Annotated in this window: 11 protein-coding genes and 1 tRNA gene; 5 read left to right on the plus strand and 7 right to left on the minus strand. The window is 70.5% G+C overall.

Features of this window, described 5'->3' with window-relative positions:
* Nucleotides 1–80: 80 nt before the first annotated feature.
* Nucleotides 81–2144 carry a bifunctional tRNA (5-methylaminomethyl-2-thiouridine)(34)-methyltransferase MnmD/FAD-dependent 5-carboxymethylaminomethyl-2-thiouridine(34) oxidoreductase MnmC gene (gene mnmC / locus K7G19_RS06610; RefSeq protein ID WP_226106501.1) on the minus strand — a complete coding sequence of 688 codons (2064 nt, stop codon included), beginning with the start codon at nucleotides 2142–2144 and terminating at the stop codon, nucleotides 81–83.
* A 217-nt stretch (nucleotides 2145–2361) separates the two neighbouring features.
* Between mnmC and K7G19_RS06615 the strand changes: the two genes are divergently transcribed.
* Complete coding sequence (locus K7G19_RS06615) at nucleotides 2362–3219, plus strand: 23S rRNA (adenine(2030)-N(6))-methyltransferase RlmJ (protein WP_226106502.1); 858 nt, start codon at nucleotides 2362–2364, stop codon at nucleotides 3217–3219.
* An 86-nt stretch (nucleotides 3220–3305) separates the two neighbouring features.
* Here the strand turns inward: K7G19_RS06615 and K7G19_RS06620 are convergent, their stop codons facing one another.
* The 5 genes from K7G19_RS06620 to K7G19_RS06640 all read right to left on the minus strand — a co-directional run bounded on the left by K7G19_RS06620 (nucleotide 3306) and on the right by K7G19_RS06640 (nucleotide 9330).
* A complete protein-coding gene (locus K7G19_RS06620) occupies nucleotides 3306–3779 on the minus strand; it encodes an aminoacyl-tRNA deacylase (protein WP_149318865.1) in 474 nt (157 codons plus the stop codon).
* A 264-nt stretch (nucleotides 3780–4043) separates the two neighbouring features.
* A complete protein-coding gene (locus tag K7G19_RS06625) occupies nucleotides 4044–4385 on the minus strand; it encodes a PXPV repeat protein (protein WP_223819567.1) in 342 nt (113 codons plus the stop codon).
* 166 nt (nucleotides 4386–4551) lie between these two features.
* A tRNA-Leu gene (locus K7G19_RS06630) sits at nucleotides 4552–4638 on the minus strand.
* Nucleotides 4639–4868: 230 nt separating this feature from the next.
* A complete protein-coding gene (locus tag K7G19_RS06635; RefSeq protein ID WP_149318866.1) occupies nucleotides 4869–7976 on the minus strand; it encodes an efflux RND transporter permease subunit in 3108 nt (1035 codons plus the stop codon).
* A 10-nt stretch (nucleotides 7977–7986) separates the two neighbouring features.
* Entirely contained in the window at nucleotides 7987–9330 is a 1344-nt protein-coding gene (locus tag K7G19_RS06640; RefSeq protein ID WP_226106503.1) for an efflux RND transporter periplasmic adaptor subunit, read from the minus strand.
* Nucleotides 9331–9745: 415 nt separating this feature from the next.
* Here K7G19_RS06640 and hpnC point away from each other — a divergent pair, with 415 nt between their 5' ends.
* From hpnC to K7G19_RS06660, 4 genes are all read left to right on the plus strand, one after another.
* The gene (hpnC, locus tag K7G19_RS06645) at nucleotides 9746–10639 is read left to right on the plus strand and encodes a squalene synthase HpnC (RefSeq protein WP_226107036.1); all 894 of its coding nucleotides are present in this window, start codon (nucleotides 9746–9748) and stop codon (nucleotides 10637–10639) included.
* Between the two features lie 99 nt (nucleotides 10640–10738).
* Nucleotides 10739–11575 (plus strand): presqualene diphosphate synthase HpnD, encoded by an 837-nt coding sequence (hpnD, locus tag K7G19_RS06650; RefSeq protein WP_226106505.1) that lies wholly within the window; start codon nucleotides 10739–10741, stop codon nucleotides 11573–11575.
* A 224-nt stretch (nucleotides 11576–11799) separates the two neighbouring features.
* Nucleotides 11800–13407 (plus strand): FAD-dependent oxidoreductase, encoded by a 1608-nt coding sequence (locus K7G19_RS06655; protein ID WP_226107038.1) that lies wholly within the window; start codon nucleotides 11800–11802, stop codon nucleotides 13405–13407.
* 35 nt (nucleotides 13408–13442) lie between these two features.
* Complete coding sequence (locus K7G19_RS06660; RefSeq protein ID WP_149318949.1) at nucleotides 13443–14705, plus strand: Zn-dependent hydrolase; 1263 nt, start codon at nucleotides 13443–13445, stop codon at nucleotides 14703–14705.
* Between the two features lie 97 nt (nucleotides 14706–14802).
* On the opposite strand, the gene K7G19_RS06665 is transcribed toward K7G19_RS06660, so the two are convergent.
* Entirely contained in the window at nucleotides 14803–15183 is a 381-nt protein-coding gene (locus K7G19_RS06665) for a hypothetical protein (RefSeq protein ID WP_150083054.1), read from the minus strand.
* Nucleotides 15184–15351 lie beyond the last annotated feature (168 nt).

A 15351-nucleotide genomic window follows, 5' to 3' on the forward strand; every position in this document is an offset into this window, starting at 1 on the left:
CGCGAACTCGCGCAAACAAACACACCGCGCAAACGGAAAACGCGGATTATCGCACGGTTTCGATCCGGTTCCGGCAGTTTTTACCCTGACAGGGCTTGGCCGGGCCGCCCGGCGCCCTGCCCGGCATCCGGTTCAGCATCCCGCCCGGTATCCCGTTCGGCATCCTGCCCGTCGCCGCCGTGCTGCCCATGCCGCAGCGCCCGCAGCAGCAGCCGCGCCGGATCCAGCGCGTCGGCGAGATCGCTTTCCACCGGCAGCGGCTCTCCCTCGATCCGGCTGGCCAGCAGTTCGCCGGCCAGCGCCGCCCAGGTCAGCCCGCGCGAGGCGAACGCGAGCGCCACATACAGCCCCGGCAGCCGTGGCAGATCGCGCAGATGCGCGCCGCGCAGCGAGGCGGCCCGGCGCTCGCACTCGGCCTCGTCGGCCACCTGGCCGACCCACGGCAAGCGATTGTGCGAGACGCTGCGCACGCCGACATATCCGTGCAGCGCGGCGGGATCCAGCGCACTGACCGCCGCGCTCCGGTCCGGCAACAGCGCCGACAGCCGGCGCAGATTGTCGGCATGGGTCTCGACCCGTTCGACCAGCGGCCCTTCGTCCGGCTCGTAGCTGGACCCGATCCTGGCGCTGCCGTCGCCGTCGCGCGGCAGCAGGTAGCCGCTGCCCGTTACCACGCAGTCGGGCCAGCGGCCCAGGCGAGCGACATCGCCGGGCTCGAGCGTGGTCAGTTGCCCCCGTACGCGCCGGATCGGCAGATGGCGCAGCGGCAGCAGGCCGCTGGCGTGGTGCGCATTGGCGAGCACCAGCACCGGCGCCTCGGCCACCGGCCGCCCTGCCTCGTCGAATACTTGCCACCCGTCATCGGTCCGGCGCAGGGAGGCGATACGGCAGCCGAACCGTGTCTCCACGGCCGCCCCCGCCATCGCCAACTGAGCGCGGCAGACGTCGGGCGGCGCGACCCATCCCCCCTGGGGGAACCACAAGCCGCCGCGCGCCACCGTGGCGCCATGCTCGTCGGCAGCCTGCTGCGCCGACATCCAGCGTACATACTCCGCGGGGAACCCGAGTTCAGCCAGCGCGCGCTGCTGCAGCGCCGTGTCCTCGTCGTCCTGACCGACCTGCAGCACGCCGCAACCCTGCCAGCCGACCGGATGCCCGGCCTCGGCCAGCGCCTGCCAGGCCCGCAATGCATGGAGATTGCCGGCGCGCGACAGCCGCGACAGCACGCTGTCGTCCGGCGACAGATGCGGGTGCATGGCCGCCGCGCGATGCGCCGAGGTCTCGCGCGCCGGGCCGTCGTGCGCGTCGATCAGCGTCACGCGCCAGCCGCGCGCCGCCAGCCGCTCGGTCACCGCACAGCCGGCCAATCCGGCGCCGATCACGATCGCGTGGCGCCGCGTCCAGGCACCGGGCGAAGGCGGCGCATGGCGGCGCCGGCGCTCGGCCGGCACGCGCGCGACCGTCATGTCGCGCTTGCTGCCGAAGCCCGGCGCCTTGCTGACCTCGAACCCGGCCGCCTGCAGGCCGCGCCGCACGAAGCCGGCGGCCGTATAGGTCGCCAGCGTGGCGCCGGGACGCGCCAGCCGGGCCAGCCCCTTCATCACCACGGGATCCCACATGTCGGCATTGCGCGCCGGGGCGAAGCCGTCCAGATAGAAGGCATCGGCACCGACTGCCAGCCGCGGCAAGAGTGCCTGCACGTCCCCCAGCGCGAGCGTCAGCACCACCGCGCCGCCGTCGAAGGCGAGCCGATGCAGCCCCGGCAGCGCCAGGGGCCACGCGGCCTGCAACTGCTGCGCGATTGGTGCCAGCTCTTCGAGGTCGGCATGCAGCGCCGCCAGGCCTTCACGGGTAAATGGATGCTTCTCGATCGAGACGAAATGCAGGCGCGCGCAGCGGCGCGGGTCGTCGCGCCAGGCCTGCCACGTCGCCAGGAAATTGAGCCCCTGGCCGAAGCCCGTTTCGACGATGACGAATTGTTCCCGCCCCTGCCACGCCTGCGGCAGGCCATTGCCGCCGAGAAAGACATGCCGCGCCTGCGCCAGCCCGCCCTCGACGCTGTGATAGACGTCGTCATAGCGGGGCGAGTACGGCGTACCCTGGTCGGACAGGATCGGCTCGGCGGGATCGAGGGCGCGGGGCATCGGAAGAACGGAAAAACAGGACGGAGGACGACGCGGCAAGACGCTTCACGGCACGCCAGGACCGGCGCACGATCGCCGCAAAAAACGGCGCAAAAAACGGCGCAAAAAACGGCGCAAAGCCGGCCCAAAACGAGCGCAAAAGGCTGCATGACGGCCGCGGGCGCCGCGGAAGGTCGGCCGGATGGTAGCATGGCGCCCTGCTCCGCCCGCCCCTGCCATGCTCAGCTATCGCCACGCCTTCCACGCCGGCAATCACGCCGACGTTCTCAAGCACGCCATCGTCACCCATCTGCTCGATTACCTGACGCAGAAGGACAAGCCGTTCTGGTACATCGACACGCACGCCGGCGCCGGCCTTTACGCGCTCGACGAGGGCTATGCGACCAAGAAATCGGAGTTCGAGACCGGTATCGCTCCGCTGTGGCGGGCCGCCGCGGAAGGCCGCGCGCTGCCGCCGCTGCTGCAGGAATACCTGGACCAGGTGCGCACGCTGAACCCGGACGGCCGCCTCCGGCACTATCCCGGCTCGCCGTGGCTCGCCTGGCAGATGCTGCGCGACGCGGACCGGCTGCGGCTGTTCGAACTGCACAGCACCGAGATCCAGGTGCTGCGCGAGAACTTCCGCGGCGCGGGACGCCGCGTGATGCTGTACGACGGCGACGGCTTCGGCGGCATCAAGGCCATCCTGCCGCCCCCGCCGCGCCGCGCGCTGGTGCTGATCGATCCATCATACGAGGACAAGCAGGACTACGCGCGCACCGTGCAGTGCCTGCGCGATGGGCTGCAGCGCTTCGCTACCGGCACCTATGCGGTCTGGTATCCGCAGGTGCAGCGGCGCGAGTCCGCGCAATTGCCGGTCCAGATGAAGGCGCTGCCGTTCAAGGGCTGGCTGCATGCCACGCTGACGGTCAAGCACCCGGTGCCCGGCGGGCTCGGCCTGCATGGCAGCGGCATGTTCGTGGCCAATCCGCCCTGGACGCTGCGGGCGGCGCTGGAGGCGGCGCTGCCGGCGCTGGTCGAACTGCTCGGCCAGGACGCCGGCGCGACCTTCACGCTGGAAGGCGAGCAGCCCTGAGCGACGGCGCGGCGGCGTTTCGCATCACCGGCGCCGTGCAGCGCGCCGACAGCTACCGTTCGCACACGGCGGCCTGCCCGTTTCCGCTACATCATGCGGCGGGTGAACTGCCCTCGCTCGGCGCCTGCCATCAGGTCGAGGAAGGCCTCCGTGGTCATGTGGATCAGCTCCTCGTGATCCCCCGCCTCGAAATAGACCTCGGGCTGGCCAAGCAGGCTCTCGTCGATATAGGTGCGCATGCCATAGGCCATGCCGACCGGCGGGATCGCGCCCAGCACGCAGTCCTTGAACACTTCGCGCACCTCGTCCTCGCTGGCCATCGTCAGCCGGCGGCCGGTGCGTTCGCATAGCTCGGACAGATCGAGCAGGCGGGTCGACGGCATCACCGCCACCACATAGCCCGCCTCGTCCTCCAGCAATACGGTCTTGACCAGGCGATCGCCCGGCACATGGGCCGCTTGCGCGGTCGCCATGCTGCCCAGCGCATACGGGTGGCGGATGATATCGAAATGGCTGTTCTTGCTGCTCAGGCAAGTCGCCAGGGTGGTTGCCAGTGCCATGATGGTTCCCCTCTTCGAGATACAGGGATGGCGCGCACTGGCGTGAGGCGCGTGGCGCGCCGTCCGCGAATGGGGGGCGCCGGTGCAACGCTGGCCTGCGGGTATCTACTATAGGACGCGGGGGACGGGACGCGGGGACGCCCGGAACGCGGGCGGCCGCGATGGCGCCGCCACGCTGGAACGGGAAAGCCGCGGCGAACCAGCGGCGAACCAGCGGCGAATCAGCGGCGAATCAGCGAGGAGTCAGCGGGGAACCGCGGCGGATCAGCGCGGGAACGTCACGGTGCCGTGGACGGTGACGCCCGGCGGCACATGGACCGGGGCCGGCTCGACATAGACCGGGGCCGGCTGGACATAGACCGGCGCCGGGCCGTAGTACCCGTAGCGCGGCCCCTTGCACTTGCGTTCTTCCTTGTAGTCGCCGTTGCCCTTGAACTTGCGTTCGACCTTGCAGTTGCCGTCCCAGTACTCTTCCTTGTAGTCGCCGCCATGGTGATGACCGCGCCATTTGCCATGGCCGCTTTCGTCCTTCCACGGATCGGCGTGGACGGCCAGCGGCAGCGCGAGCAAGGCGGCGAGACAGAGGGTTTTTGCTGTAAGGGTCATGATGTTGTCCCGATTCGGGGCGGGCGCGACGGCGTTCTTCTTGTCGAGGAGCTTAGCGCCGGCGCGGATCACCGGCGAGACATCCGGTGAAACGTCGGTAAGCAAATGTTTCACCAATCACGGCGGCCGGGCGCTGCCGTACGGGAAACGAGACGATCAGGAAGTGTGGTGCGAGGGAGGGGACTCGAACCCCTACACCATTGCTGGCGTCAGGACCTAAACCTGGTGCGTCTACCAATTTCGCCACCCTCGCGGTCCAAGCGGTGCCGCCCTGACGGGAGGCTCCGCGGTCTGTCGGGCATCAAGGCCGAAAAAACAAAGGAGGCGACCGGAACTGCATGCGCCCCCCTGCTTCTCCGACCGGCCTGCGGCGTTGCACCGCTGCCCGGCAAAGACGGCGGATTGTAGCGCATGGTTCGGCGCGAATCCAGTCCCCCGGGCAGCCCATGACCAGGCTGCGATCACGCCCCGATCAAGCCCCGATCAAGCCATCACGCCGCTGGCCTCCTCCGGCCGGCGCACGCGGAACCAGGCGGCGTACAGCGCCGGCAGGAACAGCAGCGTCAGCACCGTGGCGACCAGCAGGCCACCCATGATCGCGACCGCCATCGGCCCCCAGAACACCGAGCGCGACAGCGGGATCATCGCCAGCACGGCGGCCGCCGCGGTCAGCATGATCGGCCGGAAGCGGCGTACCGCGGCCTCGACGATCGCGGTCCAGGCCGGCACGCCGGCGCGGATGTCCTGCTCAATCTGGTCGACCAGGATCACCGAGTTGCGGATGATCATGCCGACCAGCGCGGTGATCCCCAGCTGGGCAACGAAGCCCATCGGCGCCTGCAGCAGCAACAGCGTCGCCGCGGCGCCGATCAGCCCGAGCGGGCCGGTCAGGAACACCATCACCGCGCGCGAGAAGCTGTGCAGCTGCAGCATCAGCAGCGTGAAGATCAGGAACACGCACAGCGGCAGCTGCGCGGCGATCGACGCGCCCGCCTTGCCGCTCTCCTCCTCGGCGCCGGCCACGGTGATCAGGTAGCCGGCCGGCAGCTCGGCGCGCAGCTTGTCGAGCTGCGGGTTGATCTGCGCGGTCACGGTCGGTCCCTGGATGCCGTCGACCACGTCGGCCTGCACGGTCACGCCGAAATCGCGATTCTCGCGCCAGACGATGCCCGGCTCGGAACGGATGCCGATGCGCGCCACCTGCGTCAGCGGCACCGCGCGCCCGCTGGCGGTCGGCACCTGCACGTTGTGCAGATCGGCCAGCGCCTCGCGTTCGTCCCGGGCCGAGCGCATCACGATGTCGATCAGCTTGTCGCCGTCGCGATACTGGCCGACCGGCGCGCCGGTCAGCACGGTCTGCGTGACGCGGGCGATCGCATTGGTGGTCACGCCGAGCGCGCGCGCCTTTTCCTGGTCGATGTCCAGGCGCAGCACCTTGACGTTCTCGTTCCAGTTGTCATTGACGCCGACCGTATTCGGATTGGCGCTCATGATCGCCTTGACCTGATCCGCGATCCGCCGCACCCCCGCCGCCTCGGGCCCGATCACGCGGAACTGCACCGGATAGGCGACCGGCGGCCCGTTCGGCAGCAGCTTGACCCGGCCGCGCAGCTGGGGGAAGTCGCTTGCCAGCAGCGCGATGATGCGCTGGCGCAGCCGCTCGCGCACCTCGACGTCGACTGGCAGCACGATCAGCTGCACCACATTGCTCTGCGGGAAGATCTGGTCCAGCGGCAGATAGAAGCGCGGCGCGCCGGTGCCGACGAAGGTGGTGATGCTGCCGACATCGGCATCGCCGCGCAGCGCGGCCTCGAAGCGCCTGGCCTCGGCCTCGCTCTGCGCGAAGCTGGCGCCCTCGGGCAGCCACATCTCGACCATCAGCTCGGGCCGGCTGGAATCGGGGAAGAACTGCTTCTCGACGAACTGAAAGGCGAAGATGCCGAGCGCGAAGGTCCCCAGCGTGATCGCGATCACGGTCTTGCGCCAGTCCACGCACCAGTCCACCGCGCGGCGGAAGCGCGCATAGAACGGCGTGTCGAACACCTCGTGATGGCCGCCCTCGCTCGGCTTGACCTTCAGCAGCAGATAGCCCAGATACGGCGTGAAATAGACCGCCGCCAGCCACGACAGCACCAGCGCGAGCGCGGTCACCGCGAAGATGGCGAAGGTGTATTCGCCGACCGTCGAACGCGCGAGACCCACCGGCAGGAAGCCCGCGGCGGTGATCAGCGTGCCGGTCAGCATCGGCATCGCGGTCGAGGTGTAGGCGAAGGTCGCGGCCTCCATCTTGGAGAAGCCCTCCTCCAGCTTGCGCACCATCATCTCGACCGCGATGATGGCGTCGTCGACCAGCAGTCCGAGCGCGATGATCAGCGCGCCCAGCGAGACCTTGTGCAGGCCGATGTCGAACACGTTCATGAACAGGAACGTGACCGCCAGCACCAGCGGGATCGTCAGCGCCACCACCAGGCCGGGGCGCGCGTCGAGCCGCAGCGGCTTGGTGTGCAGGCCCAGCGAGATGAAGCTGACCGCCAGCACGATCACCACCGCCTCGATCAGCACGCGAACGAACTCGCCGACCGAGCGCTTGACCGCCTCGGGCTGGTCCTGCACCTGCTCCATCTCGATGCCGACCGGCAGCTGCTTGCGCAGCGTGTCGGCCTCGGCGCGCAGCGCCTCGCCCAGCGCGATGATGTCGCCGCCCTTCTCCATCGAGATGCCCAGGCCGATCACGTCCTTGCCGTTGAAGCGCATGCGCGGCGCCGGCGGATCGACATAGCCCCGATAGACGCGCGCGATATCGCCGAGACGGATGTTCGCCGCGCCGTTGGGGCCGCGCAGCACCATATTGCGCAGGTCGCCGACATCGGCGAACTGGCCCGACACGCGCACCTGCACGTTGTCGCTGGGCGTCACCAGCACGCCGCTGGCGGTCAGGTTGTTCTGCTCGGCGATCTGGTCGGCGATCGCGTTCAGGTCGAGCCCAAGCTGCGCGAAGCGGGTCTGGTTGAACTCGATATAGATCTTCTCGTCCTGCAGGCCGATCAGCGACACCTTGGCGACCGACGGCACGCGCAGCAGCTGCTGGCGCACCAGGTCGGCATATTCGCGCAGTTCCTTGTAGGTGAAGCCGTCGGCGGACAGCGCGTAGATGGTGCCGTAGACATCGCCGAACTCGTCGTTGAAGAACGGACCGCGTACGCCGGCCGGCAGCGTGCCGGCGATATCGCCGATCTTCTTGCGCACCGTGTACCAGATCTGCGCGGTCTCCTTCGCCGGCGCGTCGTCGCGCAGCTGGAAGATCACGGTGGTCTCGCCCGGCTTGGAGAAGCTGCGGATCTTGTCCGCGTAGGGGACTTCCTGCAGCTGGCGTTCGAGCTTGTCGGTGACCTGCACCGCAATCTGCTCGGCGGTGGCGCCGGGCCAGAAGGCCTGCACCACCATCACGCGGAAGGTGAACGGCGGGTCCTCGTCCTGCCCCAGCTGGAAATACGACATCAGCCCGGCCAGCAGCAACACCACCAGCAGATAGCGCGTCAGCGCCTGGTGCTCGAGCGCCCAGCGCGACAGATTGAATCGGGAATGCTCCATCGCGGCGCCCTTAGCTGCGAGCGGTCGGCGCGCTGGCCGGGGCGCTGGTGGGCGCAGGGGCCGGCGCACTGGCCGGGGCACTTGCCGGCGCGCTGGTCGGTGCGCTGGCCGGAGCAGTGGCGGGCGCAGCGGACGGAACCGCGGTACCCGTCGATCCCGGCGCCGACGCCGAAGCCGTCGCCGTCCCTGCTGCCGTGCCTGCGGCCGCGCCAGGCGCCGACGCGGACGCGACCGACTGCAGCGGCCGCACCTTCTGGCCCGGCTTGAGCAGATGCACGCCCGCGGTGACGATGGTCTGGCCCGGACGAAGTCCGCTCCTGACCTCGATCTCGTTGCCGATCGGCTGCCCCAGCGTGACCGTCACCGGCTGCACCCTGCCGGCCGCGCCGTCGTAGACCCAGACCTGGTTCGTGCCCTGCTGCTGCAGCAGCGCGGTCAGCGGCACGCGCACCGCGGGCGACGCGCCGGTCCGCACGAAGGTGACCATCGCGGTCATGCCGAACTTCAGGTCGGCGGGCGGATTGGGCACCGTGATGCGCGCCGCGTAGGTGCGCGTGACCGGGTCCGCGGCCGCGGCGATCTCGCGCACGCGGCCCGGCAGGATGCGGTCGGGCTCGGCCCAGGTCCGCACGCTGACGTCCCGGATGTCGCGCAGCCAATCGACCTGATCCTCGGGCAGGCCGATCGCGACCTCCTTCTCGGCGGTCTGCGCAACCCGCACCACCGACTGCCCGGCGCTGACCACCTGCCCCACTTCGGCATCGATCGCGGTGACCACGCCGTCGGCGTCCGCGGCCAGCACGGTATAGCCGGTCTGGTTGCTCTGCTCGCGCAGCGCGGCCTCCGCCTGGCGCAGCCGCGCGGCCGCGGCCTCGTAGCTGGCCTGGCGCCGGTTCTGCTCGGCCGCGCTGATAAAGCCCTTGGCGAACAGGTCGTTGTAGCGCTTCAGGTCGGCGGCCGCCAGGTCGCGGTCGGTGCGCGCCGCCTCGTACTGCGCGCGCGAGCCCTGCTCGGCCAGGTTCAGATCGGTCGGATCGAGCCGGGCCAGCGGCTGCCCGCGCCGCACCGTGGCGCCCACGTCGACCAGGCGCGCGGCGATCTTGCCGCCGACGCGGAAACCGAGACGGGATTCGATGCGCGGCCGCACGTCGCCGGAGAACTCGTAGGAGGACTGGCCGGTGGCGGACTGCAGCTGCAGCAGACGCACCGGCCGGACCTCCGGCGCGCGCTCGGGCTCGCGCGAGCAGCCGCCCAGCACCAGTACGGCACCGAGCAACACCGCGCCGACGATCGACGGCGAGGTCCTGAAAGCGTTGACGGCCGCGACTTCCGGCCCGGGACAAGGCACTGGCATGGGATGGCGATAAGACGGGTGCAACGGCATGACGAGAGGCGACGTGCGCCGGCACGGCCGGACTGGCGGCGAGCAGCAGCGCTGCCGCGCGACACGACGATGGCGCCGCCCCTGGGACGGCGGGCCCGGCAGTAAATAACCGGCCGGTCAGCAATATATCCAGCCGTTCGGGGTGCGTCAAACGCGACGCGACGAATGGACTGATTTGAGGACCGAAACCGGGGATTTACCCGCTATTTGGCGTCCGATGCGTGCCCGCATGCCCCCTATCGGTAGGGTGGAAAGCGGCACATGCGCGGCGTTTGCGTGGCTTCCAGGTGCCCGTGGGCGCGCCCGTGATTACAATGCTGCGGCCATGTCCAACCCCGGCGAGCCCGCCGCCGCCGACACGATCCCAATCCAGACCCCGATGCCGATGCCAACGCCGCCCTCCGCAGCCGCCCCCGACGGCCTGGCCATCGGCCACTACGAGAACTTCCCGGTCGCCAGCGTGCTGCTGCCCAGGCGGCTGCGCCGGCCGGTGGCGGTGATCTACCGCTTCGCCCGCACCGCCGACGATCTCGCCGACGAGGGCGATGCCACGCCGCAGGAGCGCCTGGCCGCGCTCGGCGCGCTGTCGGATGCGCTCGACCGCATCGACGCCGGCACCGATCCGGGCACGCCGATGATGCGCGCGCTGGCCGAGGTCATCGCCGAATACCGCTTGCCGCTGCCGCTGTTCCACGACCTGCTCGACGCCTTCCGGCAGGACGTGACCGTGCACCGCCATGCCGACTGGGACAGCCTGCTCGACTACTCGCGCCGCTCCGCCAATCCGGTCGGCCGGCTGATGCTGCATCTGTACGGCGCGGCCACGCCGGACCGCTTCGCGCGCGCCGATGCGATCTGCACCGGCCTGCAACTGGTCAACTTCTGGCAGGACGTCGCGATCGACTTCGCGCGCGGCCGCGTCTACCTGCCCGCCGACGCGATGGCGCGCCACGGCGTCGACGACGACGCGCTGGCCGAGGGCCGCTGCGACGCGCGCTGGCTGGCGCTGATGGAAGAGCTGAAGATGCGCACGGAGGCGATGCTACAATCCGGCGCTTCGCTCGCGCTGGACCTGCCGCGGACGGCGGACTGGCGCATCGGCTGGGAGTTGCGGCTGGTGGTGCAAGGCGGCCTGCGCGTGCTGGAACGCATCGAGGCCGTCGGCTACGATGTCTTCCGGCGCCGTCCGACGCTCGGGCCCGCCGACTGGCTGCTGCTGGCATGGCGGGCGGCAGCGCGCTACCGCACCGGCACCGCGCCGAGCAAGCCCGCTCATTGAGATCAGGCGTTGAACGCCGCCTGAGCCCGGACAGAGCTGGATCAAGCCGGATTGAGCCCAGATAAAGCCCCGAGTGTGTCCCTAGCGAGCCCGAGACCGGTGACGCCCGATCAGTACTGCCAAGACAAGGCCGCCCAGAGCGGCTCCAGCTTCTACTACAGCTTCCTGTTCCTGCCCCCGGAACGGCGGCGTGCCATCACCGCGCTCTATGCCTGGTGCCGCGAAGTCGACGACGTCGTCGACGAAACCCAGGACCTGACCGTCGCCCAGCAACAGCTGGCCTGGTGGCACGGCGAGCTGAACCGCCTGTTTGCCGGCGCCGCCACCCATCCGACCACGCTGGCGCTGCAGCCGCATCTGGCCTCCTGCGGCCTGACGCAGCCGATGCTCGCCGAGGTGCTGGAAGGCATGGAAATGGACCTGATGCAGACGCGCTATCTGGACGAGGCCGGCCTCGACCGCTACTGCCATTGCGTGGCCGGCGTGGTCGGCACCATGAGCGCGCGCATCTTCGGCTACCGCGACCCGCGCACGCTCGAATTCGCCGAGAAGCTCGGGCGTTCGCTGCAGCTGGTCAATATCATCCGCGACGTCGGCGAGGACGCGCGGCGCGGCCGCCTCTATCTGCCGGTCAATGTGCTGCAGCGCTTCGAGGTGCCGGCCGCCGACATCATGCAGGGCCGGCATTCGCCGCGCTTCGTCGCGCTGATGGCCTATCACGCCGATCGCGCGCGCACCTTCTACCGCGAGGCGCTGGCGCTGCTGCCCGATACCGACCGCCGCGCGCAGCGTGCGGGGCTGCTGATGGGCGCGATCTACCACGCCCTGCTCGACGAGATCGAGGCCAGCGGCTTCCAGGTATTGAACCAGCGCATCTCGCTGACACCCATGCGCAAGCTGTGGATCGCATGGAAGACGTGGATACGCAACCGCTGAGCACCGCGATGGCAGAACGCCCCGCCACGCCCGACGCAGTGTCGCCGCAAGCCGGCGGCGCGGTCGACGCTGTGGGCGCTGTGGGTGCGGTGGGTGCGGTGGGTGCGGTGGGTGCGGTGGGTGCTGTGGGTGCTGTGGGTGCTGTGGGTGCTGTGGGCGCTGCGGGCGCTGTGGGCGCTGTGGGCGCTGTGGGTGCTGCAGGCGCTGCGGATGCGGTGAGCTTGGTGGGCGCAGACGGCTCGGTGGGCATCATCGGCGGTGGCTGGGCCGGCATGGCCGCCGCGCTCGAACTGGCGCAGGCCGGCCGCGTGGTCCATGTGTTCGAAGCCGCGCCGGTGCTGGGCGGCCGCGCGCGCCGTGTCGCCCGCCGCCATCCGCAGGTCGCGGGCGAACTCGACAACGGCCAGCATCTTCTGCTCGGCGCCTATCGCCATACCCTTGCCCTGATGCGCCGCGCCGGCGTCGATCCCGATGCCGCGCTGCTGCGGCTGCCGCTGCAGATGGCCTACGCCGACGGCTGGCGGCTGCAGGCGCCGCGCCTGCCCGCGCCCTGGCATCTGGTCGGCATGGGCCTGACCGCGCGCGGGCTCGGCTGGCATGAGCGCGCGGCGTTGGCGAAGGTGCTGTCGCTGCTGCGCGCGGACGACGAAGCCGAGCACGCCGACGGCGCCGCCTCTGCCGCCTCTGCCGCCTCTGCCGCCTCTGCCGCCTCTGCCGCGCCCGCCACGTCCACCACGTCCACAACGTCCACAACGTCCACGACGTCCTCGACCTCCGTCCCCTCTGCCGACTCCACCGACTCTGCCGGCGAGACCGTTGCCGCATGGTTGGCGCACGCGCCGCCCGCGCTGCAGCAGCGGCTGTGGTTCCCGCTGTGCGTGGCCGCGCTGAACACGCCGGCCGAGCAGGCCGATGCCCGCGTGTTCCGCCGCGTGCTGCGCGACAGTCTGCTGGCGGCGCGCGACGACAGCGACATGCTGGTGCCGCGCTGGGACCTGAGCCGGCTGTTCCCCGAAGCCGCCGCGCAGGCGATCGTGGCCGCGGGCGGCACGGTCCGGACCGGCGCCGCGGTGCAGACGATCGCGCGGAGCGCGCGCGGCTGGGTGCTGCGGACCGCCTCCGGCCAGCAGGAGGTCGCGCAGCTGATCATCGCCACCGCGCCGCGGCAGGCGGCACGGCTGCTGGCGCAGATATCGCTGGGCCCGGACCAGGCCGCGCACCCGGTCGCGCACCACGCGGCCGCACTGAAGGCCGCCGCCGCGACGCTGCACGCCTTCGACCATGTGCCGATCGTCACGCTGTATCTGAACGTCGGCGCGCTGCGTCTGCCGCGTCCTTTCCTGGCGCTCGACGCCAGCGCCGCCGCGCCGGGGCAATTCGTCTTCGATCGCGCCGCGCTGTCCAGCGAGGACCACGGCGCCTTGCAGGACCCAGCCCGCGACAACGTCTGGTCGGTCGTCATCAGCGCCGCCGACGATGCCGCCGCGCTGCCGCAGGGCGAGCTGGCGCGGCGCGTGCGCGCGCAACTTGCCGCGCAACTGGCGCCCGTCATACCCGATGCCGCGCGCCTTGCCGAAGCGCGCGGCGAGTTCGTGATCGCCGAACGCCTGGCCACGTTCCGCTGCGTGCCCGGCCTGGCGCGTCCCGGCAACGATATCGGCGTGCCGGGTCTGGCGCTGGCGGGCGACTATACCGACGGGCGGGCCGAACCGGGCGGAGCTTGCGGCGCCTATGGCCCCTACCCGGCCACCATCGAAGCGGCGACGCGCAGCGGCTCGGCGGCCGCGGCGCTGCTGCAACGCGAACGCGTGCCGTCCGCCCCGACGGCATGACTCCCCTTTTCACCGACGTACCGAAGAGCCAGCACATGCATTCCCCCTCTCCTTCCCTGGGCCAGTCCATTCTCGATGCCGCCGACGCGCTCGCGCGCTTCTCCGATATGGAAGGCGGCCTGACCTGCGCCTATCTGACGCCGGCTCACCGCGCCGCGGCGGCCATGCTCGCCGAGCGCATGCGCGCGGCCGGCATGCAGGTGCGCGTCGATGCGATCGGCAACGTGATCGGCCGCTACGAGGCCGATCCGTCGGCCGGTCCCGACGCGAAGGTGCTGATGACCGGCTCGCATTTCGACACGGTGCGCAACGGCGGCCGCTATGACGGGCGCCTGGGCATCCTGTTGCCGATCGCGGTGGTCGGCGCGCTGAACGAGGCCGGCATCCGGCTGCCCTATCACTTCGACGTGGTGGGCTTCGCCGAGGAGGAAGGGCTGCGTTTCAAGACCAGCTTCCTGGCGAGCAGCGTGCTCGCCGGCCGCTTCGATCCGGCGCTGCTGGCGCGCGCCGACGCCGACGGCATCACGCTGGCGCAGGCGCTGGCCGAATCCGACCTGCCGGGCCGCGGCGATCCCGATGCGCTGCGCGCGGCGGCGGTCGATCCGGCGACGCTGCTCGGCTTCGTCGAAGTGCATATCGAACAGGGACCGGTACTGCTGCACCATGACCTGCCGCTGGGCATCGTCACGCAGATCGCCGGCAGCAGCCGCTTCCAGGTGCGCGTCGAAGGGCTGGCCAGCCATGCCGGCACCACGCCGATGACGATGCGCAAGGATGCCGCCGCGGCGGCCGCCGAAATGGTGCTGCTGGTCGAGTCGCGCTGCGGCCAGGCGCCGACGCTGGTCGGCACGGTCGGCCAGCTGCAGGTGCCGAACGGCTCCAGCAACGTGATTCCGGCCGCGTGCCACTTCTCGATGGATATCCGCGCCGGCGAGGACGCGGTGCGCGAGGCCGCGATCGCCGATATCGTCGCCGGCATCGAGGCGATCGCGGCGCGGCGCGGTGTGCGTGCGGAGGTGGAACGGGTGCCGCCGGTCAACAACGCGCCGTGCGCGCCGTGGCTGCGCGCGCAGTTCGCGGCGGTGCTGAACAAGCGCGGGCTGCAGGCCTTCGAGCTGCCGTCGGGCGCCGGGCACGATGCGATGATGATGCAGCGGATCACCGATGTGGCGATGCTGTTCGTCCGCTGCGGCAACGGCGGCATCAGCCACAACCCGCTGGAGACGATCACCGCCGAGGATGCGCAGCTGGCGGCGGAGGTGTTTGTCGATTTCCTGCGGCATTTCAAGCCGCGGTGATCGGCGCCGCGCGGATGGAGCCATCGCTGGCTTTGCGCTTGCGCGGGAGGGAAAAGACCGCGGGCATGGGCGAAGGCAGGGCGGATGCCATTGCCGCTCAGTTGCCCTGGTACATCTCCCTGCTGATGTCGTAGAGGCTCTGCCGCAGCTTGCGCCGTTCGTCGGCCGACAGCTTGCCGCCGCGGCCCGGCCGCTCGCCGGCCTCGCGCTCGGCGCGCTGGCGGTTGGCGCGGCCCCGGGTCTCGCGCGGCGGGGGGCGCTCGCGGTCCTTGCGCGCATGCCCCGGATAGCCCTCCGCGCCCCGGCCCGGATGGCGCCCGTGCCCCTGCAGCAGCGCGCCGAGTCCCGGCGACTGCGCGGACGCGCTGGCGGCATGCAGCAGCATCGACGGCAGCAGCAGCGCAAGCAGGGCTCCGGCGACACGGCGTCGGGCGCCGGAGGCGCGGCGCGGTTCGGACCGGGTGGATTTCGCTTTCATTGATAATGGCGGTCTGGGGCTTGCCCGGTTCGGGCTTCCGCTGGACGACGCCAGAGGCTCCCGGATCGAGGCTGACCGATTTGCCCTTTGCGGGCAGCGCGCAGTGTAAACGCTGCCCGCTGTGCACTTGGCGAGCCGCAAGGTAAAGTATGTAACCTTTTGTTAAGC

This window comes from Cupriavidus sp. DB3 (assembly GCF_020418465.1).
GTDB classification, from domain to species: Bacteria; Pseudomonadota; Gammaproteobacteria; order Burkholderiales; family Burkholderiaceae; genus Cupriavidus; species Cupriavidus cauae.

Bases quoted from the DNA above. Each gene is read 5' to 3' on its own strand.
- mnmC (WP_226106501.1), bottom strand. From the start codon at position 2,144: ATGCCCCGCGCCCTCGATCCCGCCGAGCCGATCCTGTCCGACCAGGGT.
- K7G19_RS06615 (WP_226106502.1), top strand. From the start codon at position 2,362: ATGCTCAGCTATCGCCACGCCTTCCACGCCGGCAATCACGCCGACGTT.
- K7G19_RS06620 (WP_149318865.1), bottom strand. From the start codon at position 3,779: ATGGCACTGGCAACCACCCTGGCGACTTGCCTGAGCAGCAAGAACAGC.
- K7G19_RS06625 (WP_223819567.1), bottom strand. From the start codon at position 4,385: ATGACCCTTACAGCAAAAACCCTCTGTCTCGCCGCCTTGCTCGCGCTG.
- K7G19_RS06635 (WP_149318866.1), bottom strand. From the start codon at position 7,976: ATGGAGCATTCCCGATTCAATCTGTCGCGCTGGGCGCTCGAGCACCAG.
- K7G19_RS06640 (WP_226106503.1), bottom strand. From the start codon at position 9,330: ATGCCAGTGCCTTGTCCCGGGCCGGAAGTCGCGGCCGTCAACGCTTTC.
- hpnC (WP_226107036.1), top strand. From the start codon at position 9,746: ATGCCAACGCCGCCCTCCGCAGCCGCCCCCGACGGCCTGGCCATCGGC.
- K7G19_RS06660 (WP_149318949.1), top strand. From the start codon at position 13,443: ATGCATTCCCCCTCTCCTTCCCTGGGCCAGTCCATTCTCGATGCCGCC.
- K7G19_RS06665 (WP_150083054.1), bottom strand. From the start codon at position 15,183: ATGAAAGCGAAATCCACCCGGTCCGAACCGCGCCGCGCCTCCGGCGCC.